This window comes from Gordonia sp. VNK1, assembly GCF_040049135.1.
Lineage (GTDB): Bacteria > Actinomycetota > Actinomycetes > Mycobacteriales > Mycobacteriaceae > Gordonia > Gordonia oleivorans.
Genome location: NZ_JBDZDJ010000005.1, coordinates 320,250 through 341,417, shown reverse-complemented (window position 1 = coordinate 341,417; position 21,168 = coordinate 320,250). Strand labels below are relative to the sequence as shown.

Below are 21,168 nucleotides of genomic sequence, written 5' to 3'. Positions count from 1 at the left end.
CACTGGACATGCGCAACGCCGGAACTCCTCAGGTTTAGTCTTCGCAAACCAAACCTTAAGCAGGACAACGGCGTTGCGCCCTCACGCCACGCCGAACCCACCCACAACTACGTCACAAGAGCCAGAAGAAGGCTCTGCTGGCCTCTGGTGCAGTGCTCGGTGTGGGAGCCTTGATCACCCTCGCGGCCTGGAACGATTCGGTCTGGGGCGGATCGGATTTCGGCCTCGGCGACAGCAACTGGAACCTCCAGGGCAGCTTCGACGAAGGAACCACCTGGGGTGAGTTCCAGACCCAGACCGATCAGGGAACGATGAACTTCGCCCTGGATCGACTGGACCTGACCCCCGGGGCGTCCGTGTCGTCGACCGTTCACCTGCGGGATCAGTACAACGAGGTGGCGTCCTCCACGGTCCTGCGAAGGCGCCCGTCCTCACCGACACCGGAACGGGTTCACGTAGCCTGTCTGAAGTCCTTTACGTGACAATCGAATCCGACGAGGAAGGTGTCATCCTGGACAACGTCAAGATGAGCGACCTGACCAACGGGCAATCCGATGACTTCAGCATCGACGCCAACGAGGTCGAAGGGCTGACCTTCACCGTGACAATGGATGCCAACGCCAATCCGTCGAACCTGAACACCGGGCTGACCGCCTCGTGGGAGATGTTCGGCGAGGCCGACGTCTGATCGTCGCTGCCGCTCACAACCAGCAGGCGCGGCCGGCGGCACAGCCGGCCGGCCTGCAAAGGACGGCCTCTCCAGATCGGAGGCCTGTTCTCTGACGTCCACATACGCACTCTCACAGTCTGTTTGAACCAATGCAATCCACCTCCACCACGCGTGGTGGCCGCACATCGAGAAGGATCATCGGGGCCGGCATCGCGGCCCTCTCCGCAACCATCGGACTCACCGCCCTCCAGATCCCGGCGACCGCCAACGCGGCAACCACCCAGACATTCAACCTCTTCATTCCCGGCACCTGGGAGACCAGCTCATCGGCCGACCCGACGGTCGCCACCGGCATGCTGAGTTCCATTGCGAACCAGCTGAAGAGCACGCACGGCTCGTCGGTGACCAACTACTTCCTGCCGTACACCGCAAGTGCATTCGACAACGGGCAGACGTATGTCGAGAGCAAGGCGGACGCGATCAGCAACGCGTCGAAGATACTGCGCGACTACGCCTCCGCCCACCCGTCGGCGACGTTCACCATCACCGGATACAGCCAAGGTGCCGATGCCGCAGGCGATCTCGCCGCATCGATCGGCAACGGTAGTGGTCCCGTATCGGCCGACAGTGTCGTCGGCGTTGCCCTCCTCGCAGATCCGAAATCGGGGACCGCAGGCACGACGACGGTGGGCCCGCAATCGACCGGAACCGGCATCGCCGGCGTTCGCAGTCAGGGCATGGGTGCACTGTCCGGGCGGGTCATGAGTATCTGCGACCCCGACGACATGTACTGTGCCACAGACGTAGACAGCAATCCGCTGCTGGCGAAGATCGGGGCCGTGCTCGGAACCGATGACGCCGGCGCCACCGGCGCCGTGCGCGAGACCGCGACCGTGGTCGAGCGCATCGCAGCCATGGAGTTCGCCGGGATCGGTGACAACCTGAATCGGCTGACGTCGGTCGTCGCCGCCGGTGACCTCTCAGAGGCGCAACGGATCTCACAGACCCTGAACAATCAGCTCAGTCCTCTGGTCACCGCTGCGGCGGCCGTCGACTACGGCACAGTGGCCAAGGTGCTCGCCTTGATCCCGGACGAGACCGGACTCGCCAAGTCCGCTGCGGCCCTGTGCGTGATCCTCGATCGGGTCGACATCGAGCGCACCGCCAACCTGGTCGGCACCATCCAGGAACTGGCCTGGTCGTTCGCTCACGCGAGCCAGGGCAACCCGGCAGCACTGAGCGCCGCGGGCGGCACTCTGTCGCAGCTCGTCGAGATCGGGCAGGAGTTGCGGGCGTTGACAACCGGATTCGTCAACGGCACCTCCACCGGAACCAACGGTGTCCCGCTCGTGTCCGGTGAACTCGAGCGTGCCGGACGCGCATTGGTCGACATCGTCTACTCGAGTGCGGTGAGTGATCCCGCCGCGGTGATCGAAGAGGCCGTCGGAGCAACCGAATTCCTGACATCGGATACGCATGTCAATTACCCGGCATATGTGGTCGACGGTCAAGGAACCACCGCGCTCAACTGGTTTGCCGGTCGGCTTTCAGAGAATATCGCAAGCGCACGCTGAAGCGTACCGAGTAATTGAGTTCGGAGAGCCGAATCAATTTCTCAGAACGCTCTTGAATAACGGAGCCGAAAAAAGAACGTGGCCTGACATCACGAAATGTCGGTCATCGATCGGTCCGCCCGGGGTGTCGACAACACCGCACGTCGGGTGGGCCGCCCAGAAATGAGAAGAACAATGACCGATGTCATGCCCGCCCAATCCGCTGGGCGTCACGCCGCCGGCGTTCCGGCGTCCACCTGGAAGATCGGCTGGATCCCCGACGACCCCGCCGAAACGTCCACGGTTGAAACCATCGCCGCACCGACCACGCGCACCAACTCTCCGGAGCCGGCCGCGACGCCGATACCGCCTCGACGGAGCCTTCGTTCCCGCATCGTGGATTGGCTGCTCAACGTGCTCGCCGTGTTCGGCCTGATCTGCATTGTGCTGGTGATCTGGGCCTACGTCGGCAACTACACCCTGATCATGTTCAAGACGGGATCCATGTCGCCGACCATCCCTCAGGGTTCGCTGTCGCTCGTACACAAGATCCCGGCGTCGGAGGTCCGCGCCGGCGACATCGTCACCATCGACCGCGAGGCCGGCAAGGCTCCCGTCACCCACCGCGTCGTCTCGGTGACGCCGACGGCCAACAGCAACGTCGTCGAGATCGTGATGAAGGGTGACGCCAACCCGAACCCGGATCCGCATCCGTATCAGGTCACCGAGGTCCGCAAGGTCGTCTGGCACATGCCCGGACTCGCGAAACAGGTGGTCTGGCTGTCCAATCCCTACGTCCTCGGCACCTTGACCATCGTCATGTCCGGCCTCGTGCTCTGGGCCTTCTGGCCACGGACCAAGGTCGTGGTGGTCACACAACCCCGCGAATAGCCGGACGTCTCAAGCAAATCCCGCCATCCGAACCCCACCCACGTCTCCCGAGGGAGCACCCGAAATGACACGCAAGAAGATACTCGTCCTGATCGCCTCCGTGGCCACCGTGCTGACCGCGTTGTTCGCCGCACAATCCACCGGCGTCCTCGCCGAGTGGTCCGATGCGGCGTGGGGCGGATCGGACTTCCAGCGCGGGGACTGGGTCCGTGAGGGCTACGCCAGGGCGACAGCTGCCCGATACACCGGCAGCGACGGGACCACGACCGCTGCGAGCGCCGAGCGAACGCACTCCAATCCCGGCGACAGCGGAACGGTGTCCGGTTCGTTGGACATCAGCGGTGGCCTCAACTACGAGACGCAGGCCGCTGCCAGCGTGCAGGCCCGGTTCACGCAAACCCAGGGCGGTCTGGCGACCTCGTATCTCCAGTCGTTCACCACGAACTACTCGTCGAGCAATCGCGTGACCCTCAACGGCGCGATCAGCACATCGGTCACATGCGCCATCGACGGCGCCACGCCGACGGTCACCGCGCCCACCGGCTCGATCATCGTCCGCAACGCCCTCGGCACGTCACCGCAGACGGTCACGATCCCGGGGCCCAATCAGACCTCGTCGGGCAGCAGCGGATCGGTGTCGGTCGCGCTGACCCACGTCCAGACGATCGCGGATGACACTGCCGTCTCGACGTTGAGCCTCACCGCGAGTCAGGGTTCGCTGTGGTCGTACTCGGGCGTTCTCGTGCACGCCGAATGCGGTGTGGGCGGCTATGTTCCGTCCTCCCTCGGCGCGATGACCGTCAACGGCCCCGATGAGCAGGCTGCCGACGAAGAACAAGGTGAAGAACAAGACGACGAAGAACACGCCGACGGGGAGGCCGAGGACTCGGAGAACGGTGCGGCCGCCGAGTCGGAAGACGCCGAGTCGGAAGACGCCGGTACCAGCGACTCCGGTCCGACCTCACCGACTGCCGTGCGACTCAACCAGGGGTTCGAGGTGATCAGCACCGACGGCACCCACCTGGCCACGGCCACCCTGCACGAGATCGACAACAATGCCACCACGTCGGGCGGTCCGTCGACCGTCGCCGTGCGGATGACCGTCACGACCTCCGACGAGGACAGCGCAGATCGTTTGTCGACGATCTCGTCCGACTCGTTCCGGCAGGTCCTCGGCACGACCACGGCGGCGGTCACCGCGGCCGACACTGTGCCGTCACCGGCGCTGTCCACCCGGTTGCAGGCCGGTAGGACATACACCGGGTGGGTGGCATTCACCGTGCGCAGCGGCACCTCGACCGTGATGTGGCTGCCCGACGGTACCGCGGGATGGACGTTCACCCTGCCCGCGGTGTCGGTGACCGAGCCCGCCGAGCCGACGACGACCACGCCGACCGCCCCGACGTCGGCGGCCCCGGCCCCGACGACGCCGTCCACGGCCACACCGTCCACAACCGCGCCGGCGGTCACCGAGCCGGTCCAGCCGACCCCGGACGTGTCGACCGATACGGGCGCGTCGACGTCGTCGCCCGGGGCGTCGGGATCCGAGCAGGTCGCGACAGCACCGTCCGCCGCGACACCGTCGACGCCAACGCGAACGACGAGTGGATCTGCGGCGGCAGGAGCGGCGCCCGGTACGGGACGGTGATCAACACGGCGCTGGATCAACACGGCGCTGGATCAACACAGCGCATGACCGGCACCGAACGGGATCGGTGCCGCTTCCGCGGTGAGAACCGGTGCCCCCAGTCGGACTCGAACCGACACTGTGCGGATTTTAAGTCCGCTGCCTCTGCCAATTGGGCTATAGGGGCCGCGCTGAACAGCATGCCAGACCTGCCCGCACCGTCGATCCTGTGGTCTCAACGGAGTACTCACCGTTGACTCGGTGACTTAATAGCGTTAACTTAACGGCGATAAGTCACTGACTCCTCGTGGGGGAACCATGCTGACCCGAATCACCACCATCGCTGTATCCGCGCCGAAACGTGTTCTGGCCGTGCTGTTCCTGATCCTCATCGGGTGCGGACTCTACGGGGCCTCGGCGGCCGGGCACCTGCTCTCGGCGGGATACGAGGACCCGAACTCGGAATCCGCGCGGGCCACGGCCGTGGTCAACGAGACCTTCGAGCGCGGCGGTCCGCAACTGGTGTTCAAACTCGACGGCCCGGCCGGCGTCGACATGTCGCGCGATCCCGCGGCGGTCGCCCTCGGACGCCAGATGGTCACCGACCTGGCCGCGACCGACCATGTGCAACAACCGATCCTGTCGGTGTGGCAACAACCCGCGCTGGCGCCCGCGTTGTTGAGCACCGATCGCTCGTCGGCGCTGATCGTGGCCACCATCGATGGCGGTGACGCCAACGCACCGGCGTACGCGGAGGACATCGAACAACGCTTCGTGGGGGAGCACGACGGCATCACCGTCCGCGCGGGCGGGCAGGCGCTGGTGTTCGGCCAGGTCAACGAACAAACCACCAAGGATCTCGCGATGGCCGAGGCGATCGCCATCCCGATCAGTTTCCTCGTCCTGATCGTGGTGTTCGGCGGTCTCGTCGCGGCGGCCCTCCCGATCGTCGTCGGCATCATCGCCATCGTGGTGACGTTCGCATTGCTGCGTCTGGTCGGGTCGATCACCGACGTCTCCATCTTCGCGCTCAACCTCACCACCGCACTGGGTTTGGCGTTGGCCATCGACTACACCCTGCTGCTGGTGACGCGCTATCGCGAAGAGGTCGCCGCCGGCCGGGACCGGCGAACCGCGATCTTCATCATGATGAACACCGCCGGGCGCACGGTGGCGTTCTCCGCGGTCACGGTGGCGCTGTCGATGTGCGCGCTCGCGGTGTTCCCGATGTACTTCCTGCGGTCCTTCGCCTACGCCGGTCTGGGGGTCGTCGTCATCGCGGTACTCGCGGCGCTGATCGTGACGCCCGCCGTACTCACACTCCTCGGTGCCCGCATCGACGCGCTCGACGTGCGGCGCGGTATCCGCAGACTCCGTGGACGGGATGAACCCGCCCCGGTGCCGATCGAACAGAGCCGGTGGTATCGGTTCGTCGGGTGGGTGCTGCGGCATGCCGCTCCGGTCGCGGCCGCGGTCATCGCGTTTCTCGTCATCCTGGGCGTGCCCTTCCTCTCGATCACCTTCGGATTCCCCGACGACCGGGTTCTCCCGCAATCGGCGAGCACTCACCAGGTCCAGGAGGAGATCCGCGACCAGTTCACCGACGACCTGAGTTCGACGCTGACCGTGGTGATCTCCGGGCCGGCCGACGACCAGGCGCGTGCACGGTACGCATCGGAACTGTCCCGAGTGGACGGGGTGACCTCGATCTCCGGCGGCGTGGGCGGCTTCGTCGACGGCAACCAGGTGGCGCCGCCCGATCCCGCCGACAACCGGACGGACGCCGACGGCCGGGTGACCTCACTGGTGACGATCTCCAGCGAGGTGCAACCGCTGACGTCGGCGGGCGCCGACCAACTCGAGGGGCTGCGGGCGGTACCGACACCCGCGGGCCTCGACGTCGGCATCACCGGGATGCAGGCGGCCAACACCGACACCGTCGACTCGATCTACGCCCACCTGCCGTGGGTGCTGCTGATCATCGCCGTGGCCACGTTCATCCTGCTGTTCCTGTTCACCGGCTCGGTGGTGCTGCCCTTGAAGGCGTTGGTGCTCAACATCCTGTCGCTCTCGGCGACCTTCGGGGCGATGGTCTGGTTCTTCCAGGACGGGCACCTCGACGGCCTCGGTACCACCGCAACCGGATACCTCGTCGCCACCATGCCGGTGCTGATGTTCTGCGTCGCGTTCGGATTGTCGATGGACTACGAGGTGTTCCTGCTGGGACGCATCCGGGAGGAATGGTTGTCCTCCGACCGCACCCGGGCGGCCAACGATCACGCGGTCGCCGTCGGTATCGCCCGGACCGGACGAGTCGTCACCGCCGCGGCCCTGCTGATGAGCATCGTCTTCGCCGGGATTGCCGTGTCGGAGGTGTCGTTCATGCGTATGTTCGGGGTGGGACTGACGCTGGCCGTTCTGATGGACGCGACGATCATCCGGATGCTGCTCGTCCCCGCGTTCATGCGTTTGGCGGGCCGCTACAACTGGTGGGCGCCGCGCCCGCTGCGGGCACTGCATGATCGCATCGGATTGTCCGAAGAGGGGGCCGCCGGACAATTCGACCAGCCCGGTTTCGATGAGCAGGAGAACAGTGACCAGGTCCCACCGACGAAGTCGGTCGCCCCGCGGGTCGGGTGAACTCCTCGCCGAGGAGATCATCGACGCGGCCACCGAGCTGCTGCTCGACGAGCGGGACGCGGCGGGCGTGTCGATCCGTGCGGTGGCGACGCGGGTCGGGGTGACGCCGCCGTCGATCTATCTGCACTTCGCCGACAAGGACGCATTGCTCGACGCCGTCTGTGCGCGGTACTTCGAACAGCTCGACGATCGTCTGGTGGCCGCGACCATCGGCGTCGACGACCCGCTAGAGCGGGCGTTGTGCCTGGGCATGGCATACGTGCGGTTCGCCGTGTCGACCCCGGTGTTGTACCGGCAGGCGTTCTCGGCGACCACGATCGACACCACCACCAAGGTCGACGAGGTGCTCGCGGTCTCGGCGTTCGTCCGGGTCACCGAGACGATCAACGAGGTCGCCGAGGCCGGGATCTTCGATCCTGCGGACGTCGGCGACATCGTGCTCGAGTTGTGGTCGACCGCCCACGGTCTCGCCTCGCTGATGATCGCCAAGCCCACGTTGAGCTGGGGTGAGGACTTCGACCGTGCGGAGGTCACGCTGCGCGCGGTGTGTCTGGGTCGAGCGGTCATGGGGGTCACCGGATGCGAGCAGCCGCACGAGTTGCGACGGCTGCTCGCCGCTCTGCGACGCTGATCGCGGCCCATACGGACATATCGGTCAGGTGTCGACTCGCCCCATGATGGTCAAGAAAAGGTAAAGTCGGAACTCAGGGGGCGACTTCCGCGTTGGTCACAGCAGAACAGTCCCGTCCACACACGATGTGGCACGACGTCCACTCAGGTTCAGATAGGGAGCAGCAGTGCGAGACAGTAGCAATCCGGTGATGCGCGGCGTGGTCCGCGACAATCAGACTGCCGGCGGCTATGCGGGCTTCGGAACCGGCGCCGCCGGAGCCGGCCAGGCCGCGATGTTCAACCAGTACGGACAGCCGACCCAGCCGTATACCCCGGCCCCGCCCACGACACGGCAACTGACGATCGACGACGTCGTCACCAAGACCGCGATCACGCTCGGCGTGCTCTCGATCTCGGCGATCGTGGCCTACTTCCTGTGCGCGTCCAACGAAGCCCTCGCCGGCCCGCTGGCCGGCGTGGGTGCGATCGTCGGCCTGATCCTCGTCCTCGTCGCGAGCTTCGGCCGCAAGCAGGACAATCCCGCCATCGTGCTCGCCTACGCGGTGTTCGAGGGCTTGTTCGTCGGCTCGATCTCGTATGTCTTCGGCAACTGGGTCATCGCCGACAGCGCCAACGCCGGCGCGCTCATCGGTCAGGCGGTGCTCGGCACCTTCGGTGTGTTCTTCGGCATGCTGGTCGTCTACAAGGTGGGCGCGATCCGTGTCACGCCGCGATTCACCCGCATGCTGTTCGCCGGTCTGATCGGCGTGATCGTGCTCATGGTCGGCAACCTGATCCTCGGCCTGTTCACCCAGAGCGCGGGCATCCTGCGTGACGGCGGACCGATCGCCATCATCTTCTCGCTGATCTGCATCGCGATCGCCGCGTTCAGCTTCCTCATCGACTTCGATGCCGCGGACCGCTTGATCCGTGCCGGTGCGCCGTCGCGGGCCGCATGGGGAGTCGCCCTCGGTCTGACCGTCACCCTGGTCTGGCTCTACGTCGAGATCCTGCGACTGCTGAGCTACTTCCAGTCGGACTAGTCACCAGAGCACAGAACCCCGCGTCCGGATTCCGGAGGCGGGGTTCTGTCGTTGATCGGGTCTGGTCAGCTCAAACGCTCGAGCACCATCGCCATGCCCTGCCCGCCGCCGACGCACATCGACTCGATACCGAAGGTCTTGTCGTGGGTCTGCAGATTGTTCAGGAGCGTGGTGGTGATGCGGGCACCGGTCATGCCGAACGGGTGGCCCAGCGCGATCGCCCCGCCCGAGACGTTGAGCTTGTCGTGGTCGATGCCGAGGACATCGGCGGATCCGAGAACCTGCACCGCGAAGGCCTCGTTGATCTCGACGAGATCGATGTCGGACAGCGCCATGCCGGACACCTTGAGGACCTTGCGGATGGCCTCGATCGGGCCGAGACCCATGATCTCCGGTGAGAGTCCGGTCGCGGCCGTGGCCACCACACGCGCGAGCGGGGTCAGTCCGAGCTCCTTGGCCTTGGTGTCGCTCATGATGACCAGCGCCGCGGCACCGTCGTTGAGGGGGCAGGCGTTGCCGGCGGTGACGGTGCCGTCGGGCCGGAACACCGGCTTGAGCTGGCTGATCTTCTCGTACGTGGTACCCGCACGAGGGCCGTCGTCGGTACTGACGACCGTGCCGTCGGGCAACGTGACCGGGTCGATCTCGCGCTCGAAGAACCCGGACTTGATGGCCTCCTCGGCCCGGTTCTGACTGCGCACACCCCAGCGGTCCTGGTCCTCGCGGGAGATGCCGGTGTAGGTCGCGACGTTTTCCGCGGTCTGGCCCATGGCGATGTAGACATCGGGCAGGATGCCGTCCTCACGCGGATCGTGCCACGGTCCGGCGCCGCCCTCGGCGGTCTTGTCGGTGCGGGCAATCGCCTCGTCGAAGATCGGGTTCTTGGAATTGGGGAGGCCGTCGGCACCACCGGAGATGCCGAAGCTCGACACGCTCTCGACACCGCCGGAGATGAACACGTCGCCCTCGCCTGACCGGATCGCGTGCAGGGCCATGCGCGTGGTCTGCAGCGACGACGAGCAGTAACGGTTCACGGTGACGCCGGGGATGTGGTCGTGGCCGAGTTCGACGGCCAGGACGCGACCGATGTTGTAGCCACCCTGGCCACCGGGCTGGCCGATTCCCCAGTGGATGTCCTCGATGTCCTTGGGATCGAGTTCGGGGACCTTGGCGAGGGCGGCGGCGATCATCTGCCGGGACAATTCGTCCGGACGGATGTCCTTGAGGGATCCCTTGGCGGCGCGGCCGATCGGGGAGCGTGCATGGGCGACGATGACGGCTTCAGGCATGTGGCCCAGGTTACGTCACCCACTCCGACGTCGATGAATCGTGGTGTGTCAATCGATGTCGCGCGCACGACGCAACAGCCGATCCATCAGCTTGCTCGACTTGACCGTGGGCGACACCTCGGGAAGCTGGGGGAGGGGAGCCGGTCCCCATTCCCCGATCGCGGCAAGGGTTTCCGGGAGCAGGATGTCGGCGGCCAGCTCGTACCCGTCGGCCGACGGATGGAACCGGTCGACGGAGAACATGCGGTCGGGGGACTGACGGAAATGGTCGGAGAGGAGATCGGCCAGTGGCACCGGCCGTCCACCGGCCCCGCGGACCGCGGCCTTCTGCCGGGCGGCGAGGCGCGCGCCCCACAGGCGCAGGAGGGTGCGCAGCGGCTGCGGTATCGCTGTGATGGCACCCAGGTCCGGGCACGTACCGACCACGACCTGGGCGTTGACGGCACGCAGTCGCCGCACCGCCTCGCCGAGTCGGGAGGCCGAGGCGCGGATCCCGTTGCGGGCGGTCACGTCGTTGGCGCCGATGAGGATGACTGCGATGTCGGGACGATGACCGGCGATCAGCATGGCGTCGATCTGGGCGGCCAGCCCCTTGGACGTGGCCCCGACGATGGCCTTGTTGCTGTAGCGCACCACGTTGTCGGTGTCGACGGCGATGCGCCGCGCCAGTCGTGCGCCGGGCGTCTGGTCAGGGGTGTCGGCGCCGAGTCCGGCGGCCGTCGAATCCCCGAAGACCGCCAGGTTCAATTCGACGACGTCGCGGTTCTCGCGGGTCACCCGGTACGGCCCGCTGCCATCGGGGCGGTAGATGCCGTCGCCGTTGGGGGCGTTGTCGGTGCGGTGCGGGATGACCGTGCGAGCCTTCTGGGCCTGCCATACCAACAGGTTGTAGCCACCCCAGGTGATCCCCGCCGCAGCGGACGTCGCAGCTGCGGTGGCGCCCAGATCACGCAGGAGTCGGTGGTCGCTGGAGCGGGTACCGGACACGTCAGCCAGCTTAGTGGCACCACGAGTGGGCCCTGCCCCGATGTCGGTTTCCACGGCGCCGAGCGACTCTGGGACGATGGAGGCATGCGCATCGCCAATTCTGTCGTCGACCTGGTGGGCAACACGCCCCTGGTCAAGCTCAACTCGGTGGTCACTCCCGGTTCCGGGCTCGTCGCGGCCAAGGTCGAATACCTCAACCCCGGGGGCAGCAGCAAGGACCGGATCGCCCTGCGGATGATCGAGGCCGCCGAGAAGTCCGGCGAACTGCGCCCCGGCGGCACGATCGTCGAACCCACCTCCGGCAACACCGGCGTCGGTCTGGCGCTCGTCGCGCAGCGGCGCGGTTACAAGTGCGTGTTCGTGTGCCCGGACAAGGTCGGCGAGGACAAACGCAACGTCCTGCGCGCCTACGGAGCCGAGGTGGTGGTGTGCCCGACGGCCGTCGCGCCCGAGCACCCCGACAGCTACTACAGCGTTTCCGACCGCCTCGCCCGCGAGATCGACGGCGCGTGGAAGCCCAACCAGTACGCCAACCCGGCCGGACCACAAAGCCACTACGAGACCACCGGTCCGGAGATCTGGGCCGACACCGACGGCAAGGTCACCCACTTCGTCGCCGGCGTCGGCACCGGCGGCACCATCACCGGCACCGGCCGCTACCTCAAGGAGGTGTCCGGCGGCGCGGTGAAGGTGATCGGCGTCGATCCGGAGGGCTCGGTGTACTCCGGCGGCACCGGCCGGCCCTATCTCGTCGAGGGGGTCGGCGAGGATTTCTGGCCCGAGGCCTACGACCCCAGCGTGCCCGACGAGATCATCGCGGTCTCCGACGCCGACTCCTTCGACATGACGCGCCGATTGGCCCGTGAGGAGGGACTGCTCGTCGGTGGGTCCTGCGGCATGGCCGTGGTGGCGGCACTGCAGGTGGCGCAGCGTGAAGGTCCCGACGCCGTCGTCGTCGTGCTGCTGCCCGATGGCGGCCGCGGCTACATGGCGAAGATCTTCAACGACGAGTGGATGAGCAGTTACGGATTCCTGCGCACGCCACTGGACAGCACCAGGCCGGAGCCGCTCGTCGGCGACGTGTTGCGCGGCAAGACCGGAGCCCTGCCGGATCTGGTGCACACGCATCCGTCGGAGACCCTGCGTGACGCCATCGAGATCCTGCGCGAATACGGCGTCTCCCAGATGCCGGTGGTCGGCGCCGAGCCTCCGGTGATGGCCGGCGAGGTGGCCGGTGCGGTCACCGAGCGGGATCTGCTCAGTGCCGTGTTCGAGGGCCGCGCGAGCCTCGCCGATCCGGTGTCGGCGCACATGGGAGAACCGTTCCCGCTCATCGGTTCCGGCGAGCCGGTGTCGGCGGCCACCAAGGCGCTCTCGGACACCGACGCACTCATGGTGGTCGAGGACGGCAAGCCTATCGGCGTCATCACCCGCCACGATCTGCTGGCCTTTGTCAGCACCCATCCCACCATCACCGCCGGTTAGGTCCGGCGAGTCCACGAGCTCAGCGAGGAGGAGTTGCACGTGAGTGACAGTCAGGACAGCACTGATCGTCAGGACACCGGGCGCCGCCGGGGGTTCGCCACCGACGCGATCCATGCCGGGTACGAGCCGAACCCGCTCAACGGCGCCGTCAACGTCCCGATCTACGCGAGTTCGACCTTCGCCCAGGACGGTGTGGGCGGCATGCGCGACGGATTCGAGTACGCCCGTACCGGAAATCCGACGCGTCGTGTCCTGGAGGCGAACCTGGCGGCCATCGAACGCGGCACGTACGGACGGGGTTTCGCCTCCGGTATGGCCGCCACCGACGCCCTGCTGCGGGCCTCGCTGCGGCCCGGCGATCACCTGGTCATCCCCAACGACGCATACGGCGGCACCTTCCGCCTGATCGACAAGGTCTTCACCCAGTGGGGGATCGACTACTCCGTCGCGCCGGTGACCGACGTCGATGCGATCCGTTCAGCGATTACTCCCGCCACCAAGTTGGTGTGGGTGGAGACTCCCACCAACCCATTGCTCAACGTCGGTGACATCGAGGAGATCGGGGCCGTCGCCCACGAGGCCGGGGCGAAATTGGTGGTGGACAACACCTTTGCCACGCCGTACCTGCAGCAGCCGCTGACCCTGGGCGCCGACGTGGTGCTGCATTCGACCACGAAGTACCTCGGCGGACACTCCGACGTGGTGGGCGGGGCGCTCATCACCGACGACGCCGAACTCGACGAGAAGATCGCCTTCCTGCAGAACGGCGCGGGCGCGGTGCCCGGACCGTTCGACGCCTACCTTACGATGCGCGGCGTCAAGACCCTGGCGGTCCGGATGGAAAAGCATTGCGACAACGCCGAAGCCGTCGTCGACTTCCTGTCGAGGCATGACCGCATCGAGCGGGTGCTCTACCCCGGACTGCCGATGCACCCCGGCCACGAGGTCGCGGCCAAGCAGATGAAGCGATTCGGCGGCATGGTGTCGGTCCTGGTGAACGGCGACGTCGACGACGCGAAGAAGTTCTGCGCGCGGACCGAGGTGTTCACCCTCGCCGAATCCCTCGGCGGCATCGAATCACTCATCGAGCATCCGGGCGCGATGACCCATGCCTCGACGGCGGGGTCGTTGCTGGAGGTTCCGTCGAATCTGGTGCGGCTGTCGGTGGGTATCGAGGACATCGACGACATCCTCGCCGATCTCGAGCAGGCCCTGAAGTAAGCCGCCGCGAGACACCCGGCACAGGTAACCGGCGATGTTGCTCACCCCGGACGAGATCGGTGCGGCCGCAACCGCGCTGAGCGGTGTCATGCGGCGGACACCGATGGTGGCCTCGCGGGTGCTCTCCGAACGGGTCGGCGCCGACGTCTGGATCAAGTGCGAGAACCTGCAGCGCACCGGCTCGTTCAAGCCCCGTGGCGCCTACTACCGGATCTCGCGACTGTCGGAGTCCCAACGACGCCGGGGCGTCGTCGCGGCCAGCGCCGGCAACCACGCTCAGGGGGTGGCGTGGTCGGCGGCCCGACTCGGCATCACCGCCCGGGTGTACATGCCGGTGGGTGCGGCCCTGCCCAAGGTCGTCGCCACCCGTGCCTATGGTGCCCAGGTCGAGTTGGCGGGAGCGACCGTCGACGAATCCCTCACGTACGCAAAGGAATACGCCGACCGCACCGGCGCGGTCCTGATCCATCCGTTCGATCATCGCGACATCGTGCTCGGGCAGGCCGGAGTGGGCGTCGAGATACTCGAACAACTCCCCGACGTCACCACGGTCGTGGTGCCGCTCGGCGGCGGCGGTCTGCTCGCGGGGGTGGCCGCCGCGATCAAGCCCGACCATCCGGGGATCCGGATCGTCGGGGTGCAGGCTCGGTCGGCCGCTGCCTGGCCGGAATCACTGCGCGCCGGTCATCCGGTGGCGGCGCGGGAGATGTCCACGATGGCCGACGGTATCGCGGTCGCGCTGCCGGGCGAGGTGCCGTTCGCCCACATCCGGGAACTCGTCGACGACGTCGTCACCGTCAGCGAGGAATCGCTGGCCACGGCACTGCTGTTGATGCTCGAGCGGGCGAAGCTGCTCGTCGAACCCGCCGGTGCGGCCGCGGTGGCGGCATTGATGGACGGCGCACTCGGGGATGTGGCGGGGCAGGTGTGTGTGGTGGCCTCCGGCGGCAACATCGATCCGCTGGTGCTGAGCCACGTCACCACCACCGGTCTGAGCGCGGCAGGTCGATTCCTGACGATCACCGCGTCGGTACCCGATCGGCCCGGCGGGTTGATCTCACTGCTGGAACTGCTGCGTGAGCAGGGCGCCAGCGTCGTCGACGTGGTGCACTCGAGGGTCGCCGAAGGGCTGTCGCTGGGCGAGGTCCAGGTGACCGTCAGCGCCGAGACCCGCGGCCCCGACCATCAGGTCGCCGTGCGTGCGGCGCTGTCGCAGGCCGGGTTCGTCCGCTGACGTGCGGTGCCCGGCCCTGCGGTGCCCAGGCCTGGTGCTCGGCCCTGTGGTGCTCGGGCCTGGTGCTCAGCCCTGCGGTGACAGATGCGCGAAGTGGCGCAGGGTGTCGGCCTCGATGGTGCGGAACACCGGCGTCGACGCGGGATTGGAGAACGCGTTGAGCGCTCGCGAGGACGGCCCGAGTTCCAGCGCGAAGGTCCACACCAGTCGTGAGCCGACGGCGGCCGGCGTGATCTCGGTGTACTCGCCGAAGCGCCGCAACCCCGGGACATTGACCGATTCCACCCGAAAAGCGTTGTGGAACTTGGTGTTCTCCGGGTCCTCGGTCCAGTCGAAGAAGTACTCGTTGAGGGTGAGATAGCCCGGGGAGAGCACCGCCCGCCGCGTGGTGCCGACGCCGTAGGGGGCCGGTGAGGTGAAGTCGATCGACTTGATCGGCTTGCACCAGTCCAGCGTGTTCTGCCGGGTCAGCTCCGCCCATGCCCGTGCGGGCGTCACCGGGATGTTCACATCGATGCGAAACCGGATCGGGGCGGTGTCGAAGAAGTCGAGTTCGAACGGTTCGAGGTCGTAGCTGCGCGCCATGACACGACAGTAGTCATGACGCGGTGCTCGACGAAGCAGGTTGCGGTGACGGTGTGCCGTCGTCCACTACCCTGGCGGGGTGGGGCCGGAGCAGCAGACCATCATCGGGCTACTGGGCCCGGTGGCGGTCATCACCGCGGCCGGGCCCGAGAGTGGTGCGCTGCCGGAGGATTCCGCGATCGCGGTGGTGCCCGGCATCCGCGCCAAACGCCTGCTGACCTCGCTGGCACTGGCCGGCGGCCGGACCCGGTCGGCCGAGCGACTCATCAACGATGTGTGGGGCGATACCCCGCCACGATCACCGGCGTCGGCGCTGCACACCCAGATCTCGCGGCTGCGAGGCCTGCTCGGTGCCGCGCACATCGAGGCATCCGGCACCGGACACCGACTGGTGGGATGCCGGACCGATCTCGATGTGGTGATGGCCTGCGCCTCTGATGAGGATGCGACGTCGCTGGCGGATGCGATGGGCTGGTTCCGGGGTACGGCCGGGGACGATCTCGGAGCCGACGGTTCCGATGAGCTGATCGAGCAGGTGCGGACTCGTGCCACCGAGGTCGCCGACGCCCTCGATCGTCGTCGCGGTGGTGCCGCGATGGCCCGGGGGGATTTCGATCTGGCACGATCGATCGCCGAAAAGCGTTGCCGGACCGACATCCTCGACGAGTCTGCGCATCTGGATCTGATGCGCGCGCTGGTGGCGATGGGGCGGGGCGCCGACGCGATCTCGGTGTACGCCCGACTACGGCGGGCGCTCGCGGCCGAACTCGGCGTCGACCCGGGTCCGCAGATCTCGGCGTTGCATGACGAACTGCTCGCCGGCGCTGCACACGACGGCCTCACCCCGGCCGGTGACACCGCGAGTCCGCGGCGTGGCCGCTCATCCGGATTATTCTCCGAGACAACAGGTCTGATCGGTCGTGCCCACGACGTCGAGGCGATCGACGCGCTGCTGGGGACGCACCGGTTGGTGACGGTGCAGGGCCCCGGTGGCGTCGGCAAGACGCGGGTGGCCAACCGGGTGGGGCATCGGCGCGTCGACGCCGGCGACAGCGTGCACTTCGTGCCGTTGGCGCCGATTCGCAACGACGACGACGTCGTCCCGGCCATCGCGGCCGCACTCGGCGTCGGCGAGGCCGAGCTGACCGGCAGCGGTCGTCCCCGACGGGCCGTCGGCGATCTGCAGGAGCGGCTGCTCGACGCGCTGCGCGGCCGGCGGGTCCTGCTGATCCTGGACAACTGTGAGCAGGTCATCGACCGTTGCGCCCGCCTCGTCGCCGATCTCCTCGCCGCCGATCCGGCGCTACGGGTTCTGGTCACGAGTCGTTCACCGTTGATGCTGCCCGCCGAGCAGATCTACCTGTTACCGGTGCTCGACGTCGAGGGTGGCGGTGCGGCAATGGAATTGTTCGTGACGCGCGCGGTCGCGGTCCGGCCGGGCGCCGACCTGGATCCCGCCGCGGTGGCCGGACTCTGCCGTCACCTCGACGGCTTGCCGTTGGCCATCGAACTGGCCGCCGCCCGGATCCGGACGATGACGGTGGACGAGATCGCCGGCCGGTTGGCCGAGCGGTTCGCGTTGTTGCGCGGAGCCGATCGCAGCGCACCGGACCGGCACCGCACGTTGTACGCGGTGATCGACTGGAGTTGGGATCTGCTCGACGACGACGCCCGGGCCGCCCTGCGTCGTCTGTGCCGGTTCCCGGCGGGGTTCACCACCGACGCGGCCGAGATCGTCACCGGTTTCCGGGGAGTCCGCCTCGACGACGCGCTGGCGTCGTTGGTGAACCAGTCGCTGTTGACCGTCGCAGAGGAGTGCGGTCATGTGCGGTATCGCATGCTGGAGATGGTGCGCGAATTCGGCGAGGGCAAACTCGCCTCCGACGCAGGCGAATCCGAGGATGTCCGGGCCGGGATGCGCCGCTGGGCGCGGTCGCTGGCCGCTGACGTGATGACGTCGTACGAGGACGGCGTGGACGAGGAGTTGATCGGCGCCGTGGCGGCCGATGCGGAGAATCTCGTCTGGGTGCTCCGCGACTGCGTTGACGCGCTCGATACCGCGCCGTCCGATCCTGCTGTGCAGTCGGGTGCCGACGGCGCGGTCGACAGCGCGGTTGGCACCGCGGTGGTCAACACTGTGGTCACGGTGTTTCCGATCCTCGCCGGCTTCTGGATGGCGCGTGGACTGCATGCGGAGGTGATGAACTGGGGCGGAAGGCTTCTCGGTGTGCTACCGCCCCCGCCCCCGCTGGTCGCCGATACCGCGGTGCGCCGGGCCTGGCAGGCCACGCTGCTGATGTCGATGGCGCACCGGGTGCTTGATCAGGACCTGCGTGCACTGGCGACCGGCCGCTACTATCTGCGGCGGTTGTTCCGGGCGGACCTGACCTATCTGTCGACGACCGATTTCGTCACCGCGTGTGTGCTCAGCCGCACCCCGATCGCGGCGCTGCGCCACATCGTACGGGGAACCCTCTCGTCGGACGCCGCGGTCTCGACGGCGGCGTTGTCGGCGCGAATGAACTTGCGGGAGAACCTCGGTCACCTCGACGGGGCGCTCGCCGACGCGCTGCAACTCCGTGAGGTGGCCGCCCCGCGGGATGTCTGGCTGTCGGGAATGGCGCAGGTGCGGATCGCGAGTATCCATGGCCAGCAGGCGCACTGGCGAACCGCCGTCGAGTTCTACCGGGTGGGCGTGGTCGACCTCGTCCGGCTCGGCGCCTACGAGGATGAGATCCAGGCCCGCGTCCACCTGGTGATCACCCTGGTGGCTCTGGGCGAATTGGAGGATGCGGCAACGGAGTTGGCGATCCTGTCGGAGGGGTGGACGCCCGCCGATCCCGATCCGCAGGCCAATCCGGAGATGGCCGCGGGAATCCTGCTGTCGCATGCGGAGTACGCACTCGCCCGCGGCGAGGTGGAGTCGGCCGGTGACCTCTACCGGCGCACCATGGCGTTGCTGCGCCGCGATCATCCGATCGGTGCGGGAGATCCGAGTGTGGCCATGATGGTGGCGATGGCGGAGGTGGGATTGATGCGGTGCGGGCGGGCGCGGCAGGCCCGCGAGTTCGTACCGATGATCGTCGACGGGTTGGTGTCGACCTACACCGGCGGATGGTTCGACGTGCCGCAGGCGGGGAGCATCGTCCTCGCCGCCGGCTACGTGCTCCTCGACGATCCGCGCACACACGACGACGGGGTGCGACTGCTGATGCTGTCGCGGCGGATGGGGGCACGCCGGGACAGCCTCGGTCTGTACCTCGTCGATCGTGACATGCGTGAGCTGTCGGAGGTGGATTCGGTCCGGTGGGACAACGAGATTCGTGACGTCGAGCGCATACGACGACGCCAGGCGGCCGCAGAGGTGCGGACCATCCTGGCGTCGTTCCGTGATGCGGATCAGGCGTTGCGCATATAGGCGCGCACCGCGAGCGGGGCGAAGATCACGGTGATGATCAACGCGCCGAGCAGGGCCCACACGACGTGGATGGTCGCCTGTCCGTTGGCGGTCAGATCACGAACCGCGGTGACCAGGTGGCTCACCGGGTTGGCGTTGACGAATCCCTGCAGCCACCCCGGCATGGTGCTCACCGGGACGAAGGCATTGGACATGAAGGTCAGGGGGAACATGATGAGCAGCGAAATGCCCTGCACCGCAGAGGCTTTGCTCATCAGGCAGCCCATCAGGGCGAAGATCCAGGACACCGCGAAGCTGCAGATCATGACGAGCAGGGCCGAGGCGATCGCGCCGAGCGCGTCCGGACGCCAACCCAGGATGATGCCCATCACGATGGTCAGCGTGCTGGCGATCAGATAGCGGATCACGTCGGCGAGCAATGCCCCCGACAACGGAGAGATCCGCGCGATCGGGAGCGAGCGGAATCTGTCGAACACGCCCTTGTCCATGTCCTCGCGGAGTTGGGTGCCGGTGACGATCGACGTCATGATCACGGTCTGCACCATGATGCCGGGAATGATCACCGGCAGGTAGGCGTGGACATTACCGCTGATCGCCCCGCCGAAGATGTAGGTGAACATCAAGGTGAACACGATCGGCTGGATCGTCACGTCGAAGAGTTGCTCGGGGTTGTGCCGGATCTTGAGCACGCCGCGGTAGGCCATGGTGAATGACTGACGGATCGTCTCGACGAGGCTGACCGAGCGTTTGGCCTGGCCGCGGACGTCGCGGGTGGTGATGGCCTGGGGAACGGATGTGGGTGCGACGGTGGTGGTCATCCCTGATTCTCCTCGTTCGCATCGTGATCGGAGGTGCCCTCGGTCTCGGCGGGTTTGCCGGTGAGAGTGAGGAACACCTCGTCGAGGCTGGGTTTCTGGACGGTGATCTCGTCGACGGTGATGCCGTCGGCGCGCATCGCGATGAGGACATCGGGAACGAGGTCGGGGCGGTGCAGCGATGCCGAGACCCAGCCGGCCTCGGCCGAGAGAGCGGCCGGTTCACCGAGGACCCGTTCGACGATCTCGGCCACCCGCGGCGCCGCGGCGCGATCGGCGGGCCTCAGCTGCAGGGTGGCCGAGCCGACCGAGTTCTTCAGCGCGTCGGCGGTGTCGTCGGCGATGACGCGACCGTGATCGATGACCGCGATGCGGTCGGCGAGTTGATCGGCCTCGTCGAGGTACTGGGTGGTGAGCAGCACCGTCGAGCCGTTCGCGACGAGTCGGCGGATGGTGTCCCACATCTGCGCCCGGGTACGCGGGTCGAGGCCGGTGGTGGGTTCGTCGAGGAACAGCAGGGGCGGAGTGTCGATGAGGCTGGCGGCGAGGTCGAGTCGTCGTCGCATGCCGCCGGAGAAGTCCTTGAGCGGACGGTCGGCGGCCTCGGTGAGGGAGAACTCGTCGAGGAGTTCGGCGGCGCGTGCCTTGGATGCCTTGCGGGACAGTCCGAGGAGGCGGGCGAAGACGACGAGGTTCTGCGTCGCGGTCAGGTCCTCGTCGACCGACGCGTACTGTCCGGTGACGCCGACGAGCGACCGCACCGCGACCGCGTCGTCGACGACGTCGAAACCGAAGATCTTGGCGGTGCCGGCGTCGGGGCGCAGGAGGGTTGCCAGCATGCTGACGGTGGTGGTCTTCCCGGCGCCGTTGGGGCCGAGGACGCCGTACACCGATCCGGTGGGGACGACGAGATCGACGCCGTCGACGGCGCGGTTCGATCCGAATGTCTTGACCAGCCCGTGGGCCTCGATGGCGAGGTCGGTTCCGGAGGTCCCGTCACTCACCCGGGCCGGGCCGGCGGTGGTTGCTGATGTCATGTCAACCACTATGAACCGTGCCGCTGTCGTCGTCCTTACGTTGGCTTACGCGCGCTGACAA

The 21,168-nt window shown here is 67.2% G+C and carries 17 protein-coding genes and 1 tRNA gene; 12 read left to right on the top strand and 6 right to left on the bottom strand.

The window, feature by feature from the left end; translation table 11 throughout:
* The first annotated feature begins 161 nt into the window (after positions 1-161).
* From ABLE94_RS09060 to ABLE94_RS09040, 5 genes are all read left to right on the top strand, one after another.
* Entirely contained in the window at positions 162-482 is a 321-nt protein-coding gene (locus ABLE94_RS09060; protein WP_348808613.1) for a hypothetical protein, read from the top strand.
* A complete protein-coding gene (locus tag ABLE94_RS09055; protein WP_348808612.1) occupies positions 479-688 on the top strand; it encodes a hypothetical protein in 210 nt (69 codons plus the stop codon). Before ABLE94_RS09060 ends, ABLE94_RS09055 begins: the two co-directional genes overlap by 4 nt.
* Positions 689-819: 131 nt before the next feature.
* Entirely contained in the window at positions 820-2,244 is a 1,425-nt protein-coding gene (locus ABLE94_RS09050) for a cutinase family protein (protein WP_348808611.1), read from the top strand.
* A 174-nt stretch (positions 2,245-2,418) separates the two neighbouring features.
* The gene (locus ABLE94_RS09045; protein ID WP_348808610.1) at positions 2,419-3,114 is read left to right on the top strand and encodes a signal peptidase I; all 696 of its coding nucleotides are present in this window, start codon (positions 2,419-2,421) and stop codon (positions 3,112-3,114) included.
* A 64-nt stretch (positions 3,115-3,178) separates the two neighbouring features.
* Positions 3,179-4,762 carry a hypothetical protein gene (locus ABLE94_RS09040; RefSeq protein ID WP_348808609.1) on the top strand — a complete coding sequence of 528 codons (1,584 nt, stop codon included), beginning with the start codon at positions 3,179-3,181 and terminating at the stop codon, positions 4,760-4,762.
* A gap of 92 nt (positions 4,763-4,854) precedes the next feature.
* Here the strand turns inward: ABLE94_RS09040 and ABLE94_RS09035 are convergent.
* Positions 4,855-4,928: transfer RNA gene (locus ABLE94_RS09035), tRNA-Leu, on the bottom strand.
* A 131-nt stretch (positions 4,929-5,059) separates the two neighbouring features.
* Here ABLE94_RS09035 and ABLE94_RS09030 point away from each other — a divergent pair.
* From ABLE94_RS09030 to ABLE94_RS09020, 3 genes are all read left to right on the top strand, one after another.
* Positions 5,060-7,381 (top strand): MMPL family transporter, encoded by a 2,322-nt coding sequence (locus tag ABLE94_RS09030; RefSeq protein WP_348808608.1) that lies wholly within the window; start codon positions 5,060-5,062, stop codon positions 7,379-7,381.
* Positions 7,335-8,012, top strand: coding sequence for a TetR/AcrR family transcriptional regulator (locus ABLE94_RS09025; protein ID WP_348802766.1), 678 nt, complete (start codon positions 7,335-7,337; stop codon positions 8,010-8,012). Before ABLE94_RS09030 ends, ABLE94_RS09025 begins: the two co-directional genes overlap by 47 nt.
* A 166-nt stretch (positions 8,013-8,178) precedes the next feature.
* Complete coding sequence (locus ABLE94_RS09020; RefSeq protein ID WP_348802765.1) at positions 8,179-9,036, top strand: Bax inhibitor-1/YccA family protein; 858 nt, start codon at positions 8,179-8,181, stop codon at positions 9,034-9,036.
* Positions 9,037-9,101: 65 nt separating this feature from the next.
* On the opposite strand, the gene ABLE94_RS09015 is transcribed toward ABLE94_RS09020, so the two are convergent.
* Both ABLE94_RS09015 and ABLE94_RS09010 read right to left on the bottom strand, forming a co-directional pair.
* Complete coding sequence (locus ABLE94_RS09015; protein WP_348808607.1) at positions 9,102-10,325, bottom strand: acetyl-CoA C-acetyltransferase; 1,224 nt, start codon at positions 10,323-10,325, stop codon at positions 9,102-9,104.
* Positions 10,326-10,373: 48 nt separating this feature from the next.
* Positions 10,374-11,312, bottom strand: coding sequence for an SGNH/GDSL hydrolase family protein (locus ABLE94_RS09010; protein WP_348802763.1), 939 nt, complete (start codon positions 11,310-11,312; stop codon positions 10,374-10,376).
* 84 nt (positions 11,313-11,396) lie between these two features.
* On the opposite strand from ABLE94_RS09010, the gene ABLE94_RS09005 reads away from it, so the two are divergent.
* The 3 genes from ABLE94_RS09005 to ilvA are packed head-to-tail and all read left to right on the top strand — an operon-like array spanning position 11,397 to position 15,252.
* The gene (locus tag ABLE94_RS09005; RefSeq protein WP_348808606.1) at positions 11,397-12,797 is read left to right on the top strand and encodes a cystathionine beta-synthase; all 1,401 of its coding nucleotides are present in this window, start codon (positions 11,397-11,399) and stop codon (positions 12,795-12,797) included.
* Positions 12,798-12,836: 39 nt separating this feature from the next.
* Positions 12,837-14,018, top strand: coding sequence for a cystathionine gamma-synthase (locus ABLE94_RS09000; RefSeq protein ID WP_348802761.1), 1,182 nt, complete (start codon positions 12,837-12,839; stop codon positions 14,016-14,018).
* 34 nt (positions 14,019-14,052) lie between these two features.
* Complete coding sequence (gene ilvA / locus ABLE94_RS08995; RefSeq protein WP_348808605.1) at positions 14,053-15,252, top strand: threonine ammonia-lyase; 1,200 nt, start codon at positions 14,053-14,055, stop codon at positions 15,250-15,252.
* A gap of 66 nt (positions 15,253-15,318) precedes the next feature.
* Here the strand turns inward: ilvA and ABLE94_RS08990 are convergent, their stop codons facing one another.
* Positions 15,319-15,837, bottom strand: coding sequence for an SRPBCC family protein (locus ABLE94_RS08990; RefSeq protein WP_348808604.1), 519 nt, complete (start codon positions 15,835-15,837; stop codon positions 15,319-15,321).
* Positions 15,838-15,916: 79 nt separating this feature from the next.
* Between ABLE94_RS08990 and ABLE94_RS08985 the strand changes: the two genes are divergently transcribed.
* Positions 15,917-19,255, top strand: coding sequence for an AfsR/SARP family transcriptional regulator (locus tag ABLE94_RS08985; RefSeq protein ID WP_348808603.1), 3,339 nt, complete (start codon positions 15,917-15,919; stop codon positions 19,253-19,255).
* Here ABLE94_RS08985 and ABLE94_RS08980 read toward each other — a convergent pair.
* Together ABLE94_RS08980 and ABLE94_RS08975 are read right to left on the bottom strand one after the other, a co-directional pair.
* Positions 19,237-20,073 (bottom strand): ABC transporter permease, encoded by an 837-nt coding sequence (locus ABLE94_RS08980; protein WP_348802754.1) that lies wholly within the window; start codon positions 20,071-20,073, stop codon positions 19,237-19,239. The genes ABLE94_RS08985 and ABLE94_RS08980 overlap by 19 nt on opposite strands.
* Positions 20,070-21,107, bottom strand: coding sequence for an ATP-binding cassette domain-containing protein (locus ABLE94_RS08975; protein ID WP_348808602.1), 1,038 nt, complete (start codon positions 21,105-21,107; stop codon positions 20,070-20,072). The genes ABLE94_RS08980 and ABLE94_RS08975 overlap by 4 nt, the downstream gene beginning before the upstream one ends.
* Positions 21,108-21,168: the final 61 nt, after the last annotated feature.